Origin of the sequence: Sandaracinobacteroides hominis (genome assembly GCF_016464365.1) — a bacterium.
Classification (GTDB): domain Bacteria; phylum Pseudomonadota; class Alphaproteobacteria; order Sphingomonadales; family Sphingomonadaceae; genus Sandaracinobacteroides; species Sandaracinobacteroides hominis.
Genome location: NZ_JADCUC010000006.1, coordinates 24,768 through 42,306, shown reverse-complemented (window position 1 = coordinate 42,306; position 17,539 = coordinate 24,768). Strand labels below are relative to the sequence as shown.

Annotated in this window: 15 protein-coding genes and 1 pseudogene; 13 read left to right on the top strand and 3 right to left on the bottom strand. The window is 64.3% G+C overall.

What is annotated here, in order from left to right:
* The first annotated feature begins 79 nt into the window (after positions 1-79).
* The 13 genes and pseudogenes from IM784_RS12865 to IM784_RS12805 all read left to right on the top strand — a co-directional run bounded on the left by IM784_RS12865 (position 80) and on the right by IM784_RS12805 (position 12,217).
* Positions 80-2,068 carry a conjugal transfer protein TraG gene (locus tag IM784_RS12865; RefSeq protein ID WP_199555751.1) on the top strand — a complete coding sequence of 663 codons (1,989 nt, stop codon included), beginning with the start codon at positions 80-82 and terminating at the stop codon, positions 2,066-2,068.
* A 1-nt stretch (position 2,069) separates the two neighbouring features.
* Positions 2,070-2,519 (top strand): CopG family transcriptional regulator, encoded by a 450-nt coding sequence (locus IM784_RS12860; RefSeq protein ID WP_199555750.1) that lies wholly within the window; start codon positions 2,070-2,072, stop codon positions 2,517-2,519.
* 149 nt (positions 2,520-2,668) lie between these two features.
* Complete coding sequence (trbB, locus tag IM784_RS12855; RefSeq protein WP_199555749.1) at positions 2,669-3,676, top strand: P-type conjugative transfer ATPase TrbB; 1,008 nt, start codon at positions 2,669-2,671, stop codon at positions 3,674-3,676.
* Positions 3,673-4,014 carry a TrbC/VirB2 family protein gene (locus IM784_RS12850; RefSeq protein WP_199555748.1) on the top strand — a complete coding sequence of 114 codons (342 nt, stop codon included), beginning with the start codon at positions 3,673-3,675 and terminating at the stop codon, positions 4,012-4,014. The genes trbB and IM784_RS12850 overlap by 4 nt, the downstream gene beginning before the upstream one ends.
* Positions 4,011-4,280: a VirB3 family type IV secretion system protein gene (locus tag IM784_RS12845; protein WP_199555747.1), complete on the top strand. Its 270-nt coding sequence runs from the start codon at positions 4,011-4,013 to the stop codon at positions 4,278-4,280. The genes IM784_RS12850 and IM784_RS12845 overlap by 4 nt, the downstream gene beginning before the upstream one ends.
* 14 nt (positions 4,281-4,294) lie before the next feature.
* The gene (gene trbE, locus IM784_RS12840) at positions 4,295-6,745 is read left to right on the top strand and encodes a conjugal transfer protein TrbE (protein WP_199555746.1); all 2,451 of its coding nucleotides are present in this window, start codon (positions 4,295-4,297) and stop codon (positions 6,743-6,745) included.
* Positions 6,742-7,491 carry a P-type conjugative transfer protein TrbJ gene (gene trbJ / locus IM784_RS12835; RefSeq protein WP_199555745.1) on the top strand — a complete coding sequence of 250 codons (750 nt, stop codon included), beginning with the start codon at positions 6,742-6,744 and terminating at the stop codon, positions 7,489-7,491. Before trbE ends, trbJ begins: the two co-directional genes overlap by 4 nt.
* Before the next feature lie 7 nt (positions 7,492-7,498).
* A pseudogene (trbK-alt, locus tag IM784_RS12830) lies at positions 7,499-7,753 on the top strand (putative entry exclusion protein TrbK-alt); the annotation flags it as partial.
* A 34-nt stretch (positions 7,754-7,787) separates the two neighbouring features.
* The gene (trbL, locus tag IM784_RS12825; protein WP_199555744.1) at positions 7,788-9,050 is read left to right on the top strand and encodes a P-type conjugative transfer protein TrbL; all 1,263 of its coding nucleotides are present in this window, start codon (positions 7,788-7,790) and stop codon (positions 9,048-9,050) included.
* The gene (gene trbF, locus IM784_RS12820; RefSeq protein ID WP_199555743.1) at positions 9,050-9,733 is read left to right on the top strand and encodes a conjugal transfer protein TrbF; all 684 of its coding nucleotides are present in this window, start codon (positions 9,050-9,052) and stop codon (positions 9,731-9,733) included. Before trbL ends, trbF begins: the two co-directional genes overlap by 1 nt.
* Positions 9,730-10,740, top strand: coding sequence for a P-type conjugative transfer protein TrbG (gene trbG / locus IM784_RS12815; RefSeq protein WP_199555742.1), 1,011 nt, complete (start codon positions 9,730-9,732; stop codon positions 10,738-10,740). Before trbF ends, trbG begins: the two co-directional genes overlap by 4 nt.
* Positions 10,737-12,005, top strand: a complete 1,269-nt coding sequence (locus tag IM784_RS12810; protein WP_199555741.1) for a TrbI/VirB10 family protein — start codon at positions 10,737-10,739, stop codon at positions 12,003-12,005. The genes trbG and IM784_RS12810 overlap by 4 nt, the downstream gene beginning before the upstream one ends.
* On the top strand, positions 12,002-12,217 hold the full coding sequence (locus IM784_RS12805) for a DUF2274 domain-containing protein (RefSeq protein WP_199555740.1): 216 nt from the start codon (positions 12,002-12,004) through the stop codon (positions 12,215-12,217). The genes IM784_RS12810 and IM784_RS12805 overlap by 4 nt, the downstream gene beginning before the upstream one ends.
* A 428-nt stretch (positions 12,218-12,645) precedes the next feature.
* On the opposite strand, the gene dpdD is transcribed toward IM784_RS12805, so the two are convergent.
* The 3 genes from dpdD to IM784_RS12790 are packed head-to-tail and all read right to left on the bottom strand — an operon-like array spanning position 12,646 to position 17,529.
* Positions 12,646-14,778 carry a protein DpdD gene (gene dpdD, locus IM784_RS12800; RefSeq protein WP_199555739.1) on the bottom strand — a complete coding sequence of 711 codons (2,133 nt, stop codon included), beginning with the start codon at positions 14,776-14,778 and terminating at the stop codon, positions 12,646-12,648.
* On the bottom strand, positions 14,775-16,286 hold the full coding sequence (gene dpdK / locus IM784_RS12795) for a phospholipase D-like domain-containing protein DpdK (protein ID WP_199555738.1): 1,512 nt from the start codon (positions 16,284-16,286) through the stop codon (positions 14,775-14,777). The genes dpdD and dpdK overlap by 4 nt, the downstream gene beginning before the upstream one ends.
* The gene (locus tag IM784_RS12790) at positions 16,261-17,529 is read right to left on the bottom strand and encodes a DEAD/DEAH box helicase (RefSeq protein ID WP_199555737.1); all 1,269 of its coding nucleotides are present in this window, start codon (positions 17,527-17,529) and stop codon (positions 16,261-16,263) included. The genes dpdK and IM784_RS12790 overlap by 26 nt, the downstream gene beginning before the upstream one ends.
* Positions 17,530-17,539 lie beyond the last annotated feature (10 nt).

Sequence of the window (17,539 nt, the reverse complement as noted above, 5' to 3'; positions counted from 1 at the left end):
CGCGCCCTGATCCCGAACACCGTTGCGGCCATTGGAAAACCCATGATCTGCAAAGTCGCCACTGTCCGAAGGGCTGCCCATGTCCGCCACCCGCATCCTGTGGGGCCAGATCCTCGCCGTGTTCCTGATCGTCCTCACGGGCGTGTGGGCCGCCACGCAGTATGTCGCCTGGAGGCTGGGATTTCAGGAAGGGCTCGGAACCCCATGGTTCGAGCTCGCTGGCTGGCCGGTCTATTATCCGCCCGCCTTCTTCTGGTGGTGGTATCTCTTCGACGCATACGCACCTGGGATTTTCGCGCGCGGCGGACTGATGGCCGCGTCCGGCGGGGTCGCATCGATTGCGGTGGCAATCGCCATGTCCGTCTGGCGCGCCCGTGAAGCGCGCAAGGTCGAAACCTACGGCTCCGCTCGCTGGGCGAGCCGGGACGAGGTGCGGGCAGCGCGGCTGCTTGGCCCGGACGGGGTAGTGCTTGGCAAACTCGGTAGCGACTATCTGCGCCATGACGGCCCCGAACATGTGCTGTGCTTCGCGCCCACCCGTTCCGGCAAGGGCGTTGGCTTAGTCATCCCGACGCTGCTGACCTGGCCGGGATCAGCCATCGTTCACGACATCAAGGGCGAGAACTGGCAGCTGACGGCAGGCTTCCGCGCCCGGCATGGGCGCGTGCTGCTGTTCGACCCCACCAATCCCAAGTCCGCCGCCTACAACCCGCTGCTGGAAGTCCGTCGCGGCGCCTGGGAGGTGCGCGACGTCCAGAATATCGCCGACATCCTGGTTGATCCGGAGGGTTCGCTGGAAAAGCGCAACCATTGGGAGAAGACCAGCCACGCGCTGCTGGTGGGCGCCATCCTCCATGTACTCTATGCTGAAAAGGACAAGACATTGGCGGGCGTCGCCGCCTTCCTCTCCGATCCGCGGCGCACCATCGCTGTGACGCTCGAAGCCATGATGAAGACGTCGCATCTGGGAGACGCCGGCCCGCACCCTGTCATCGCCAGTGCGGCGCGTGAGCTTCTGAACAAGTCCGAAAATGAAATGTCCGGCGTGCTGTCGACGGCCATGTCCTTCCTTGGGCTCTACCGTGATCCGGTAGTCGCGGAAGTGACGCGCCGCTGTGACTGGCGGATTGGTGATCTGGTGACCGGCCCGCAGCCAACCACCCTCTACCTTGTGGTTCCACCGTCCGACATCAACCGCACCAAGCCGCTGATCCGGCTGCTGCTCAATCAGGTGGGGCGCAGGCTGACCGAGGATCTCAGTGGCCGGGCTGACCGGCATCGCCTGCTGTTGATGCTGGACGAGTTTCCGGCGCTCGGACGGCTCGACTTCTTCGAGAGCGCCCTCGCGTTCATGGCAGGCTATGGCCTCAAATCCTTCCTGATCGCCCAGTCACTGAACCAGATCGAGAAGGCCTATGGGCCGAACAACTCCATCCTCGATAACTGCCATGTCCGCGTCAGCTTCGCGACCAACGACGAACGCACCGCCAAGCGAGTGTCCGACGCACTTGGTACAGCGACCGAAATGCGGGCCATGAAAAACTATGCCGGCCATCGCCTCAGTCCCTGGCTGGGTCATCTGATGGTGTCGCGATCCGAGACCGCCCGTCCGCTGTTGACACCGGGCGAGGTTATGCAGCTGTCGCCAACGGACGAGATTGTGATGGTGGCCGGCACACCACCAATCCGCGCCAGCAAGGCGCGCTACTTTGAGGACAGGCGGCTGCAGGGCCGGATCAGCGCGCCGCCGGTTCCGAAAGCACCAGCAGTGACGGTGCCGGATCCCTGGAACCAGCTTCCGATTCCGCCACGACCAATCGTCATTCCAGCCCAGCTGACAAAGCATAGCAAAAAGCAGGCTTCCAGTGGCGGCGAGGAACAGCAGCATGCAATGAGCCTGGGCGAAAAGCTGCCTCCGCCCGAAAATCCCATTGAGCCCAATGAATTCGACCTGGATGGCGCGCCGAGCGAGCCCGACGCGGACGTGGAATTTGCACGGCTGCAAAACCAGATGCGGCAGGTCGCGCGTCAGGCTTTCATGGACCCGGGCTCGGACAGGGGACTCTAGCATGCGCCCGAAACAGCCCCGCAAACGCCGGCTTTCGGTCTATCTGGAGCCAAACCTGCTTGTCGCGCTGGAGGAGCGCGCGGCGCGGCGTGACCATTCCCTGTCGATGATCGCCGAAGCCGCGGTTGCCGCCTTTCTCTCCCCCGACGATGGCGAGCGGCGGGAAGCAGCTATCGCCAAACGGCTGGACCAGATTGACCGGCGGATCGCCCGCATCGAGCGCGACCAGACCATAGCCGTCGAGACGATGGCCATGTTCGTGCGCTTCTGGCTCACCACGACGCCGGCTTTGCCGGAACCGCAGGCCGCAGCAGCGCGCGCCAAGGGCTTTCAGCGCTACGATGCCTTCCTCGCGGCGCTCAGCCGGCGCATGGCCAGCAGCTCCAGACTCGCCCGCGAACTGGCCGAGGATATCGCGTCAACCGGTCCAACGACAGACATGGAACGCTAATGGCCGGGGCTGCCATCTGCGCCACGGCCTGTCTTTGCACGCCAGTGCCCTACGCCCGGCAATAGCTGTTGAATCCCGTCTAAATCCGGTTCTCTTACTCGGCCCCAACAGGGGCAGCAGCGGCTGGCCCTGAACCAAGAGGGCAGCAGATGCGCGGTTCACATCATCAGGGAGAGGGTCTCAACCGCAGCGCGCGGATGCTGCGCACCGCGCTTGGGCCCGCCATTGCGGCACTGCTGGATGACCCCGCTGTCGTCGAAGTGATGCTGAACCCCGATGGCCGCCTCTGGTCTGACCGGCTGTCGCAAGGTCTCGCCGATACGGGGGAGCGGCTGTCGGCATCGGACGGCGAGCGGATCATCCGGCTGGTGGCCCACCATGTCGGCGCCGAAGTCCATGCCGGCGCGCCGCGTGTGTCGGCAGAGCTACCTGGGACCGGAGAGCGGTTTGAAGGCCTGCTGCCGCCCGTCGTGCAGGCGCCCACTTTTGCGATCCGTAAACCCGCCGTCGCAGTGTTCACCCTCGACGATTATGTGGCGGCCGGCACCTTGCGGCCGCCAGAGGCAGCCCTGCTGCGGGACGCCGTCCACAGCCGCCTCAACATCCTGGTTGCCGGCGGCACCTCCACCGGCAAGACGACATTGACCAACGCTCTCTTGGCGGAAGTCGCGGGAACCGGCGACCGCGTCGTGCTGATCGAGGACACCCGCGAGCTGCAATGCACCGCGCCAAATCTTGTCTCATTGCGAACCAAGGATGGCGTCGCCACGCTTTCCGATCTTGTCCGCTCCGCGCTGCGGCTGCGGCCGGACCGGATTCCCATCGGCGAAGTGCGCGGCGCTGAAGCACTGGACCTGCTGAAGGCCTGGGGCACCGGCCATCCCGGCGGCATCGCCACCATCCACGCCGGTAGCGCCATGGGCGCGCTGCGGCGACTGGAGCAACTGATCCAGGAAGCGGTGGTGACTGTCCCGCGTGCGCTAATCGCCGAAACCATCGACCTCATCGCCGTGCTGTCCGGGCGCGGCAGCGAACGCCGGCTTGTCGAACTCGCCCGTGTGCCGGGTCTTGGCCTTGACGGTGACTATCGCCTGATCCCGGCAACCGCGCCGGCGGCCGTTCCCACCCTTCTCACCCTCGCAGGAGACCTTGCATGACCCGCTTGCTTACCCTTGCCAACCAGCACCGTCGCCGGTTTGCCGAACGCACCTCGCTGCTGGCGATCACCTTCATGCTCGCACCCGCCGCCTGGGCCGGCGGCGCTTCCATGCCCTGGGAGCAGCCGCTGGAGCAGATCCTGCAATCGATCGAAGGCCCGGTTGCCAAGATCGTCGCGGTGATCATCATCATCGTCACCGGCCTGACGCTGGCGTTCGGCGACACATCGGGCGGGTTTCGGCGGCTCATCCAGATCGTATTTGGCCTGTCGATCGCCTTTGCGGCCTCGTCCTTCTTCCTCTCCTTCTTCAGCTTCGGCGGCGGAGCGCTGGTATGACCGGGATGGAAGAGGTGCCCGGTTACAGCGTTCCCGTGCACCGGGCGCTGACCGACCCAATCCTGTTGGCGGGCGCGCCGCGCTCGCTCGCCATCGTGAATGGCACGCTGGCGGCTGCCCTTGGGCTTGGCCTGCGCCTCTGGCTGGTCGGGCTGGCGATTGGAGCCATCGGCCATTTGCTGGCGGTCTGGGGCGCCCGGCGCGACCCGCTCTTTGTCGAGGTGGGACGGCGGCATCTGCGCCTGCCGTCCCATCTGGCGGTTTGAGGGCTGGCACCCCCATGTTCCACCTCGCCGAATACCGTCGCCACGCCACACGGCTCGCGGACTATCTGCCTTGGGCAGCCCTTGTCGCGCCGGGAATCGTTCTCAACAAGGACGGCAGCTTCCAGCGCACGGCGCGGTTTCGGGGGCCGGACCTCGATTCCGCCGTGCCGGCCGAGTTGGTGGCGGTTGCTGGCCGGCTCAACAATGCGCTGCGGCGACTGGGCTCCGGCTGGGCGCTGTTCGTCGACGCCCATCGCCATGCCGCCACGTCCTATCCCGAGAGCAGTTTTCCCGATGCTGCATCCGCACTGGTGGATGCCGAGCGCAAGGCAATGTTCGAAGAGGAAGGCGCGCATTTTGAATCGAGCCATTACCTGACCTTCTGCTGGTTGCCGCCGCCCGAAGATGCGAGCCGGGCGGAGCAGTGGATGTACGAAGGCCGCAACAGCCGGAACCTTGACCCGCACGAACTGCTGGCCGGCTTCCGTGACCGGACCGACCGCCTGCTTGGCCTCATTGATCCGCTCATGCCGGAATGCGCCTGGCTCGATGACGGCGAGACGCTGGGCTTCCTGCACAACAGCATTTCGACACAGCGGCAGCGGGTCGGAGTGCCCGAGACCCCGATGTATCTGGACGCGCTGCTGCCCGATCAGCCGCTCAGCTGCGGGCTGGAACCACGGCTGGGTAACGCGCATCTGCGCATTCTGACCATCACCGGTTTCCCCACCCAGACCACGCCCGGCCTGCTGGACGATCTGAACCGTCTGGCTTTCCCCTATCGCTGGTCGACCCGAGCGCTGCTGCTCAACAAGACCGACGCGACCAAACTTCTCTCCCGCATCCGCCGCCAATGGTTCGCCAAGCGCAAGTCGATCGCTGCCATTCTGAAAGAGGTGATGACCAACGAGGCTTCCGTGCTGGTGGATTCGGACGCCGCCAACAAGGCCGCCGACGCTGACCTGGCATTGCAGGAGCTGGGTGCCGACCATGCCGGGATGGCCTATGTGACCGCGACCGTCACCGTCTGGGACGAGAATCCGCGAGCGGCAAACGAGAAGCTGCGGCTGGTCGAGAAGATCATCCAAGGCCGCGACTTCACCGCCATCCCGGAAACGGTCAACGCGGTGGATGCCTGGCTCGGGAGCCTGCCGGGCCATGTCTATGCCAATGTCCGTCAGCCGCCGATTTCAACGCTGAACCTTGCCCATATGATTCCGCTGTCGGCAGTGTGGGCAGGCGAGCCGGGCGATGCGCATCTCGGCGGGCCGCCATTGCTGTTTGGCAAGACGCAAGGGTCAACCCCGTTCCGGCTATCGCTCCATGTCGGCGACGTCGGCCATATGCTGGTCGTCGGGCCGACCGGTGCCGGAAAATCCGTGCTGCTGGCCCTGATGGCCTTGCAGTTCCGCCGCTATCCCGGCGCCCGCGTCTTTGCATTCGACTTCGGCGGATCGGTGCGTGTGGCCACGCTGGCGATGGGCGGAGACTGGCATGACCTTGGCGGCAGCATCGCGCCTGCCGCCGACGAAGAACCTGACCGGCCGCTTAGCCTGCAACCGCTGGCCCGCGTCGACCGGGTGCCGGATCGCGCCTGGGCCGCCGACTGGGTGGCCGCCATCCTCACCCGCGAAGGCGTGGAACTGACCCCCGACGTAAAGGAACATCTGTGGTCGGCGCTGTCGTCGCTTGGCACCGCGCTGCCATCCGAGCGGACGCTGACCGGCCTTGCCGTGCTGCTGCAATCCCGCCAGCTGAAGCAGGCGCTGGCGCCCTATTGCGTCGGTGGTCCCCATGGTCGCCTCCTCGACGGCGAAACCGAGCATCTAGGAAGCGCGTCGGTACAGGCGTTCGAGACCGATGGCCTGATCGGAACGCCCGCCGCGCCCGCCGTGCTCTCCTATCTGTTCCACCGGATCGAGGACCGGCTCGATGGCGCGCCCACCCTCATCATCATCGATGAAGGCTGGCTGGCGCTCGATGATGCCGCATTCGCCAGCCAGTTGCGCGAATGGCTGAAGACACTGCGCAAGAAGAATGCCTCGGTCATCTTCGCCACCCAGTCGCTGTCCGATATCGATGCTTCACCTCTGGCGCCGGTGCTGATCGAAAGCTGCCACACAAGGCTGTTGCTCCCCAACGAGCGCGCTATCGAACCACAGATCAGCGCTGTCTATCGCCGCTTTGGTCTCAACGACCGGCAGATCGATATCCTCGCGCGCGCCACACCAAAGCGCGATTATTACTGCCAGTCCCGACGCGGCAACCGGCTGTTCGAACTCGGGCTGTCCGATGTCGCGCTCGCGCTCTGTGCGGCATCCGCGAAATCAGACCAGCCCGCCATCACCGCTCTGCATGCTGAACATGGCAGCGATGGGTTCCTGGCCGCCTGGCTTCGCCATCGCGGCCTTGGGTGGGCCGCAGATCTCGTCCCCGATCTTGTCCCAGAGGAGAATGACCAATGAACGGCAAATCCCACTCCGCGCGGATCGCGGTGGCATGGCTGCTGAGTGCAAGCATCATCCCTGTGATTGTGCCTGCACCGGCCCACGCCATCGTCGTGTTCGACCCCTCCAACTACACCCAGAATGTGCTGACCGCCGTCCGCTCGCTGCAGCAGGTGACCAACCAGATCACCTCCCTGCAGAACGAGGCGACAATGCTGATCAATCAGGGCAAAAACCTCGCCAGCCTGCCCTATTCGGCGCTCGCCCAGTTGCAGCAGTCGATCCAGAAGACGCAACAGCTGCTCGCCGAAGCCCAGTCGATCGCTTACGATGTCCAGCAGATCGACCAGGCGTTTCAGCAGCATTATGCCCAGGTCGATCCGGCCGCCACCGACGCCCAGTTGATCGCCAACGCCAAATCCCGCTGGCAGACCAGCGTTGGGGCGTTGCAGGATGCAATGCGGGTGCAGGCCGGCATCGTCCAGAACATGGACGCCAGCAAAGGCGAGATGGCCGCCCTCGTCGGCGAAAGTCAGGGGGCGTCGGGCGCGTTGCAGGCAGCCCAGGCCGGGAACCAGATCCTTGCCCTTCAGGCGCAACAGCTGGCCGACCTGACCGCAGTGACAGCCGCCAATGGCCGAGCGATGGCGCTTCAGGCCGCCGAACAGGCAGCGGCTGCCGAACAGGGCCGCGAACACCGCAAGCGCTTCCTGACCCCCGGCACCACCTATCAGCCGGGCCAGGCCAAGATGTTCTACGAGTGACAGGGCGATGGACAGCCGCACCCTTGCACGTACCGGCGCGTTCGCGTTCGTCGGCATCGCCGTCACGCTGACGGCGGTGCAGTTTACCCACAGGGAGCGGCGGGAAGAGCCGCTGGCCATAGTGCAGGCGCCGCCGCTTCCCGATCCCCGTCGCGCGGCGCTCCGCGCCTGCCGCGATATGGGGGAGGCAGCGTCCCGCGACCCATCCTGCCTGAACCTCTGGTCCGAGAACCGGGACCGGTTTCTGGGGCAGGATATCGAACGATCGCCAACTGCCCTGAGCCGGAGGGCTGATCATGGGCGGCACCGGCATCATCGACCAGTTTCTGGAGGTCTTCACCTCTTACATCGACGCCGGGTTCGGCCTGCTGTCGGGCGAGGTCGCGTTCATCGCCACTACCCTCATCGTCATCGACGTGACGCTCGCCGCGCTGTTCTGGTCCTGGGGTGCCGACGACGACATCATGGCGCGCTTGATCAAGAAGACGCTGTTCGTGGGCGTGTTCGCCTATCTCATCTCCAACTGGAACGGGCTGGCGAAGATCATCTACGAAAGCTTCGCCGGCCTCGGTCTGCTGGCAAGCGGCTCCGGCCTACCACCCGAAGACCTGCTACGGCCCGGCAAGGTGGCACAGATCGGGCTCGACGCCAGCCTGCCGTTGCTGGAATCCGTCTCCGACCTGCTGGGCTGGGTCTCCTTCTTCGAGAACTTCATCCAGATCATTTGCCTGCTGTTCGCCTGGGCGCTGATCCTGCTCGCTTTCTTCCTGCTGGCAATCCAGCTGTTCGTGACGCTGATCGAGTTCAAGCTGACGACGCTGGCAGGGTTCGTGCTGATCCCGTTCGGCCTGTTCGGCAAATCCGCCTTCATGGCCGAGCGCGTGCTGGGCAATGTCATCTCGTCCGGCATCAAGGTTCTGGTGCTCGCCGTCATCATCGGCATCGGCTCCACGCTGTTCTCCACCTTCACCCAAGGGTTCGGCGGTGAAATCCCGACCATCGATGAGGCGATGACCATCGTGCTGGCAGCGCTCTCGCTACTGGGTCTGGGCATCTTCGCGCCGGGCATCGCCAACGGCATCGTGTCCGGCGGCCCACAGCTGTCCGCAGGCGCGGCGGTCGGCACGACCATGGCCGCTGGCGGCATGGTGGCAGCCGGCGTTGCAACCGGTGGCATGGCGGCAGCGGGCGGTTCGGCAGTCCTTGGCCGCACGGCAGCCGCAGCCCGGGGCGGCGCATCCATGGCAGCCGGTGCATCGGAGGCCTATTCCGCCGGAAGCGCCGGGCGCAGCGGGCTTAGCGCTGTTGCAGGCGGTCTCGGCAATGTTACCCGCACCGGCGCACAGGCTGCTGTGTCCCCTCTCCAGCGCGAAGCTTCCAGTGGCAGTTCATCAGGCGCCGCATCGTCGGCCGCTTCGAACGAACCGCCCGCCTGGGCCAACCGACTGCGCCGCTCCCAGCGTCTGTCGCAAGGGACGCAGGCCACCCTCCATGCCATCCGCGCCGGCGACAGCCACGGCGGCGGCTCCTCCATCTCGCTCAGTGAAGGAAACAGCTGATGTTCCGGCGATCCGCCGTCCACTATGGCAAAACGCCAGAGCCCGAAACGCCCTACCAGCGCGCGGCGCAGGTGTGGGATGACCGCATCGGCTCGGCCCGCGTTCAGGCGCGCAACTGGCGGCTGATGGCATTCGCCTGCCTGGGGCTGGTGGGCGGCCTGTCCGCCGCCCTCGTCTGGCAGGCAACCCGCGGCACCATCGTCCCCTGGGTGGTGGAGGTCGACAAGCTTGGCCAGACCTCCGCTGTAGGTCCGGCAACCGAAGGGTTCCTGCCGTCCGATCCGCAGATTGCCTATCAGCTGTCGCGGTTCATGGAACAGGTACGCGGTATCGCCACGGATCCCATCATCGTGCGCCAGAACTGGCTGCGCGCCTACGACATGACGACAAGGCGTGGCGCACTCGTGCTGAGCGACCATGCCCGCGCCAATGACCCCTTCTCCCGCGTCGGCAAGGAACAGGTGTCGGTCGAGGTCAACTCGGTCATCCGGGCGTCGCCATCATCATTCCGCATCGCCTGGACCGAACGCAGCTATCGCGACGGATCGCTCATGGACACCGCCCGCTGGAGCGCGATCCTGACGGTTGCCGTGCAGCCGCCCAGCGACCCCGAACGCCTACAAGCCAATCCACTCGGCATCTACGTCGACGCCATCAACTGGTCGAAGGAGCTTGGATCATGACCCGGCCATTGTGTTTGCTGCTGCTTATTTCCACGACGGTCATCGCCGGTTGCGCGACGACGGCGACATCCGCGCCGGTGCCGCAGGTGAAGTCAGAGGTGCAGGCTTTGGCGGCCGCACCACCTGCGACGGACACCCCTGTCGCGCTCGGACCACCGCAACAACTCATAGTGGAAGTGCCCGTGCCCCTGCCGCTTCCCGGCCAGCTGAAACCACTTCCCGCAGCTGCCCGCACGCCGGAGCCGGCATCGCCTGCCACCCGCATCCTTCAGGCCAACGCCGCCTCCCGCATGGAGCCGGTACGCGACGGGTTCATAAACGCCATGCAGGTCTGGCCGTTTGTCGATGGCGCCCTCTATCAGCTCTACACCGCACCCGGCCACGTTACCGACATCGCGCTCGAACCTGGCGAAAAGCTGGTTGGCCCCGGGCCGGTCGCCGCCGGCGATACTGTGCGCTGGATCATAGGCGACACCGAAAGCGGCACGGGAGCTGCAAAGCAGGTCCATATCCTCGTGAAGCCCACCCGTTCCGACATTGGAACCAATCTTGTCATCAACACCGACCGCCGCACCTACCACCTTGAACTGCGGGCAACGGAACGGACATGGATGGCGTCCGTCCGGTGGGATTATCCGCAGCGGGCCTTGCTTGCACCACCACAGGGCAAGGCGGAACCGGAACGGCAAGCAGCCGCCGGGGTCGATCCCGCCAGTCTCGATTTTGGTTATGTCCTTTCCGGTGACCGCCCGGCCTGGCGGCCCGTGCGCGCGTTCAATGATGGGAGCCAAGTCTACATCGAGTTTGATCGCAGCATCGCCCAGGGCGAGATGCCACCGCTGTTTCAGGTGGGCGCAGACGGCAAGTCGCTGGAGCTGATCAACTACCGCGTGCGCGGGAATTACATGATCGTCGACCAGCTGTTCTCGATTGCCGAGCTGCGGATGGGAAGCGGCAAGCGGCAGGCCAGCGTCCGCATCCAGCGCGATGTCGGACACCGGCCATGAGCGACGACCCGCCACCGCCGGCAGCAGCGCCGGAAAGCTCATCAGCAGTTTCGTCGGATGAAAAATCCGCCATTGGGGAGACGCAAAGCGAGCGTCCGCGCTTGAAGGAAGTCGCCGACGCCATGCGCCTGCGACCGACACTTCCGCCAGTCACGCGGCTCTCACGCAAAGCCCTTCTCGGTCTTGGCATTATCGTCAGCATCGGTCTGGGTGGAGCGCTGGTCTATGCCCTGCAGGGCCGCGAAAATGCGAAGCGGCCGCCAGAGCTGGTGCCGACCGACAATCGCACCACACCCGATGGTCTGGCCCAGCTGCCCCGCGACTATAGCGGAATACCGCGCCTAGGGCCGCCGCTGCCCGGTGATCTCGGTAGGCCGATCCTGCGTGCCCAACAGCAGGGCAAAGATGTGCCCGTGCCGGGCATTGCGACCTCCACGCCCCCCGTCCAGCCCGTGGACCCAGCAGTTCAGCAGCGACAGCAGGAGCGCGAAGCTGCCCGGACCGCAAAGCTGTTCGCAACAGGCTCCTCCACTGCATCTTCTGAAACACCTTCGGTCCTGGCGGACGGCCTGCCCATCAATGCTGGTCAGCCGCCCGGTGCCGCTCAGCCCGCCGCACCTGTCGATCGACGCCAAGCATTCCTTGGCCAGCGAAGTGAGCCTGCCACCTCCGCCGAACGGATCACCGCGCCAACCTCCCGGCAAATCCTTCAGGCCGGTGCCATCATTCCCATCGCGCTCCTCACCGGCATTCGCTCCGACTTGCCCGGTCAGGTGACAGCCCACGTCACCAGCAACGTCCACGACAGCCCTACCGGCAGGATCGTCCTCATCCCGCAGGGCACCCGTGTCATCGGCGACTATGATTCCGGGATCGCTTTCGGACAGCAGCGCGTGCTACTGGCCTGGAACCGGCTGGTCTTCCCCGATGGCCGCTCGCTCAGTCTGGATCGCCAGCCCGGCACCGATGCGCAAGGGCAGGCCGGAATGCAGGATGGCGTAGATCGCCACTGGGGCCAGATGCTTCGGGCCAGCCTCCTCTCCACCATATTAGGCGTCGGCGCCGAACTGGGAGCCGGTTCCGACGACAACGCCATCCTCCGCGCCCTGCGCCGTGGGGCCGCCGACAGCATTACTGACACCGGCCGCCAAGTCGTCGACCGGCAGCTCGATGTGTCGCCCACGCTCACGGTGCGAGCCGGCTTCACCGCGCGCATTCTCGTGACGCGCGATCTCATTATCGAACCCTATGGAGCTATCCCATGAAAAGGCTGAAGCTCGGTCCCATCTCTGACGAGCGGCCCGTCAAGGTAACCGTCGAACTGCCGGCCGCGCTGTATCGCGATCTCATCGCCTATGGTGAACAATTGGCGCAGGAAACCGGCACAGCTGCGCCGGAACCCGCCCGACTCATTCCCGCTATGATCGGCCAGTTCATTTCAGCAGACAGGGCATTTGCTAAATCACGTTCAAAATGAACTCCTAGCTGCCTATTTTCGAGTATCCCGTCAGCATAATAATGGGAAAAATAGGTTGCCTGGTCAGACGATCCGGATGGGGAAATTCTAGCGCGATACGAGCTAAAAGCTGACGTTCTTTGGAACCTATATGATTAGGCCAAATAATGACTTGGACATCATCGTCAGAAATTGGCGGAATGCCGAACTAACCGAGAAATGTAATGCCTATATTTTCTACAATAACGATTCACGAATACCGTAGGTATATTTTCTTCAATCATTTTATATGAGATCGAATGTATGTTACTTGACGAATAGCTTTTCTTGCAACGTAAGTTCGACCCTGCGGTCGTCCGGATATGATGTTAGTACGGCGACACTCAACAGTTGTTCCCAAAAATTCCATTGAGGTATTATTTAGGTATTCCGCAACATCGAGTCTCTGATTACTGCAATAGGTGGTCCTCGATCGCACGAAGCATGCTCGAGAACCCCTTGCCTTGCGAGTAAAGCAAGATCTTGCTGCCACGATGTTCGCGAATGAAATCTGTAGCTGCATGTTTGGCAGCCAACCAGGTCATCACGAAAATATCGGAATTCTCAGCAAGTGCTCGCAAGCGCGCGGTGCCACCATGATCGGCGTTGGTGTCGACGGTCACCAACGGTGTGACTTCCTCGAGCGCGGCCTTTGCCTGCCGACTCGAGGACTCGGTCAGCGAGTAAATGGCGATACGAAGGCCAGCCAATCGGCTTGCGAGGGTATCTTCGGCCGGTACGATATCGGATGTTGGTGGCGGGGGAAGTGCCCAGCCAAGCTCGCTCGACAAGACGGTGACGGCGACGCGCTGCAGGCGGGTCAGGCGCCCCATAATCGGCGCGGTTCGAGCAAGGATGCGATGCAGTAACTGTTCTCGCGCCGCCGCGTCAGGTGACGCGGCATTCATGAAGCCCTCGACGAGTTCCAGCACCCAGTAGATCATGTCGATGCCATATCCGTCGCCGGCGATCTCATCGATGTCGGCGATCAACTCGTGATATAATTTCGCATCGAGGCTGGAGCCGAGCAACGCTTCGACAAGCACTTGGCTCGACTCATATATGGCAGCCCCCCGCGCGCTCCCCATCGCGAACAGGGTCAGTAACCCACCGTAGACCGGCGACATGGCCGCTCTTGGAAATGCCTCGTCGCGCTGCAGCCAGGCCACCAGATAGGGGAGCGCCTGGGTTGTTCGCTCGGCGGCGAGATCTTCGTTCTGGACAGCCTCGAGCGCCGCGACGAGCGCTCGGACAGCTACCGGGTCGGCAGCGGACGCACCGATGTCCCATTCGTCCTTACCTTGGCGCGCAAACTCGAGTGCGCTCGTGAACCCAGGATCAGCAACGCGCCCGAGCCAACTCAACCACGAATCCGGCGGCGCGGTCTGCGCAGTTCCTTCGGCCGCTTGAACAATGGTCCGAAACGGCATCGTCTCGCGCAGCAGCGCCAGTTCGTCAGGATTGAGCCGCTCCAGCGCTGCCATTGCTTCGGCGAGCAGATCTAGGCTATCCACCGCCTCGACTTGGATCAAGGCTTCACGCGCCGCTTCGAGGGGAGCTTCGGCTTCGACGTCCGGCGGCGCTACGGGCGAGTGCGTCGGCAGCAACGCAAATATCCAGCCAAGATCTAGCGCGTGATCGGCGAGCAGGGCGACAAGGCCCCGGCGCCCTCCATCTGACAGCGCTTCGAGACCGAGAAGACGCCACCCCCCTGCCCGCAGCGATGCCGGTACGGAGGCGATGCGCATCGCTTGGACGAAGGGCTGGACCGACACGGTGAACGCCGTGCGCGTGGCCTCTTGGTCATTTGCTTCGAAGGGACCGGCAACATGCGTTTGGTAGAGGGCTTCGAGGAGGATCGCCGTAATCGCCGGAGTCCTGCGCGCGGCGCACAGTCTCCCGAATTCCGGGAGCGCCGTAATCACACTCCAATCCTCAAAGGTTGCCAGCAGTTGGACCTCGAGGAATTTGACGTTGAGCGCGTCGAGGCGAAGTTCGCCACGAAGCCGCTCGAGCACGAGCATCGCCGCATCGCGCCGACCGACGTTCAGATAATCCTGGAACCGCGCAAGTAACCAAGAGGTCGGAAGCGGCGCCGAGCGTTGCAATTCCGGCGCGCGGGCCAATGTATCACGCGCACGAAGCACGGCGCGCAAGGCCGCAATGCGCGACCGGTTATCGCCGGGCAGGCGCATAATCCCGGTGACGGCTGGCATGGTCAGCATCAACCGCGCACCGACCGGGTCTGTGGGATCGAAGGACTCCGGCACACCATCGAACGCAGTGAGCGTTGGCCCGGCAAAAGCGAGCAAAACCAGCTTGAGGCGGCGCCAATCCGCCACGGTCGATGCGGCGACATCGATCTGCATCGCGCCCGCCCCGTCTATGAACGGTGCGAGCCCACCCGGAAAGGCCTCGGCGCCAACAGTCTGGGTGACCGCTGCGCACAGTGCTTCGATGTCGGTGCCGGTGCCCGCGCAGGGGGCCAACGCGGCGAGGTCGGCGAGAACGGCCTGGGCGGCAGCAAGATTGGCGCCGATCATGCCATCTGGCCTTCCCAGCGCGATTCGAGTTCAATCGACTGTTCGGCGACCACGGCCGGATCTGTGCGCAGGACAAGATGCTCGCCGTTGATCGAGATGCCGTTAAGCGTGAGATTCATCGACCCACTTAGGAAATAATCTGCGCCGAGCAGGCCTTTTGCGTGGAAGCTCTTCTCGACAGTCCATTTGATCTGGTCGCCAAAGCGCGCCTTCAGCGCCTGCAGACGTGCGATGACATAGTCATTGTGCCCGTCTTCGCGGATGACTAGCCTGATCTGGACGCCGCGGGTCAGGAGCGCGCGCAAAAGTTGCGACAGGCGGATCGGAGCTGCGGGCCAGTCCGGCTCGAGGGCGGCGAACTCGCGCGCCGAATTGTCGACGATCTCGACGTCGCTGATCCAGGCGAAGAACAGCCAGATCTTCGGGCTCGGGTGGATAAGTTCGGCGATGAACAGGCTCTGGAACAGGTCGCGCACTGCGCGCGATTGAGCCGGCCCGTGAAGGTCGCGCGAGGGATGAGGCATCAGCGCGCGCAACCGGTCGCGCACGATCGGCCGGGCTAGTTGCTGGAGCAACGCCTGCTGCAAACGTCCTCCCCCGCCGGTAGCGCCGACGCCGGCAGTTCCGTCCGGGGCATGCCCGTTGCCATCGGGGTCTTCCTCGGCGTCGGCGTCTTCGGTGTCTTCGGCATCGGGGGGCGTCGGTGGCATAGCGCCGAAGACATCGTTCATGACGGCACCAAAAACGGCTTCGATGCGATCGTCGTCAAGCAGATCGGCAATCGACTCCGCAAGCGGACGCTTGGTGCTCGACGCATCGGCAAGCAAGGCCGAGAGCAGAAACTGGACTAGCCATTCGCGCTGGAACTGATTGACGTCGTTGGGTAGGTCCGGGTCGAGCCGGATCAGATCTCGCACATAGGCGAGCTTGCTGGTCGCCAGCACGTCAAGCGGAAGGGTGTTGCCAGCCAGCGTTTCGGCATTGGGCAGCGCCAGGTCGAGACGGAAGCCATCGACCTCCAGTTCGAACCCAACCGCGGCCGGTCGATCGTCGTCGCTCATGAACTGCAGTGTGACGGCAAAGTCGTCCTGAAGAATCCGGACGTTCGCTTGCGCCGTTCCGGCGAAGCGGCGAACGCTCACGCTCGAGCGAAATCGGTGCAAGTGGAAGTCGATAGCGCGCACATGGTGCTGCCACTCCGATCGCGTCGGAACCGGTACACCCAGCGCGTCGCCATTGGCAACAATGTCAGATTGCCACAACAGCCGCGCATTGCTGCTCGGCAAGGCCTCGGTTCGCGCGGCTCGTTCGAGCCTCACGGTCCAAGGCCGAAACACCAGCAACGGCGCGCTATCGACCCGTTCATTGAGGCTGCCCGTGAACGTCCCGACGAACTCGTGCTCAAGGGCGTAGTCGCTGATCCGGCGGTCCTGTTCCGGGAACGCCGGGTCGACCGGGATCCAGTGCGACAGCGCTCCACGCTCATGCGCGAAGCGGCGGGTCTGCATCTCGCAGATCGTCGTACAGGCGGTTGGTGACGTCGAGATCGTCGGTGAACAGGAACGCACGCCGTCCAACAGTCCCGGAGGTATTGGTCGCGCCTGGCGGATCGAGCAGTCGCGGCAGCAGCATCGACGTCTGGATCGTGGTCGAGAGCAGCGACGCGCGCGATGCCGGATCGCCCCTCAACAGGATCTGATATTCCGCTCCTTGCTCCTCGAACTCCTCGAGCGTCGGGGTGATCTCGACGACATCGTCGAGTGCGGCGCCGGTCAAGTCCGAGAAGAAGCGCGCCGCATCGCCAAGCGTTGCGGACAGCCCGACCCAAGTGATCGGCGCACCCAGGAGATGCCGCCATCGGCGCAATGTCAGCGCGGCTTGCGCGCCTGTCGCTCCCTCATAGGTATGCACTTCGTCGAGGAGCGCGAGCAATGGCTTGCGGGCAGCCGGAAGGCCAACACCGAAGAGGCCGCGCATCCAATGGTCGGACAGGCGCTGATTGAGGATCTCGGTGGTGGTGAACAGAATGTCCGGGGGGGTGCGTTGCAGCCGGGTGCGGGTCAGCACGATCTGGTCGTCACCGATCTGCGCGCCGCATCCCTGTTGGACGCAGACGAGGCGCTCGGTGCCTGTAGCAATGTCGGCGCCTCGCCAAACGAGTTCGCCGTCGCAGAGCGTGCAGCGCATCCAGGGGCAAATGAAATCCTCGCCACGACGGACCCAGCTTTTGTCAGTGAGTTCCTGGCGTGTAGCCCGGGTCGGTGTCTTGCCGAACAGCGCCCCTATGACAAGCGGTCGGCGGCCATGCGCCGCGAGCGTCTGATCGATCGTCCGCGCCATGCGAAACGCTTCGGCGAACTGGTCCTTGAGCAATTCGATCCGCGGGTAGATCGCGATGGCCTTGACCCAATGGTCGCTGCCGGTCGCCTCGCCGATCCGGATCATGCCGGGGAGATAGAACGCGATCGTCTTCCCGCTGCCGGTCCCCGCGGTGACAATCGTCCCGCCATCGTCAGTCGCCGCTGACAAGCGCAGCGCGGCGCGCTCCTGGAATCCGGCTAGGCGCATGCCCGCCCGAGACGTCAGTGCGCTCCACAAATCCTGACGAAGCGGCGAGCTGCCGAGGACTGCCTGATGCTCGGCCAGGATGTCGGCAGGCAGGCGACGGCGTTGGGGGAAGCGCCGCGGCCGACAATCGACCCTGAAGTCGGCAACGAGTGACGGCGCGCCTTTCCAGACCGCCGAACGCATCAACGCTCAG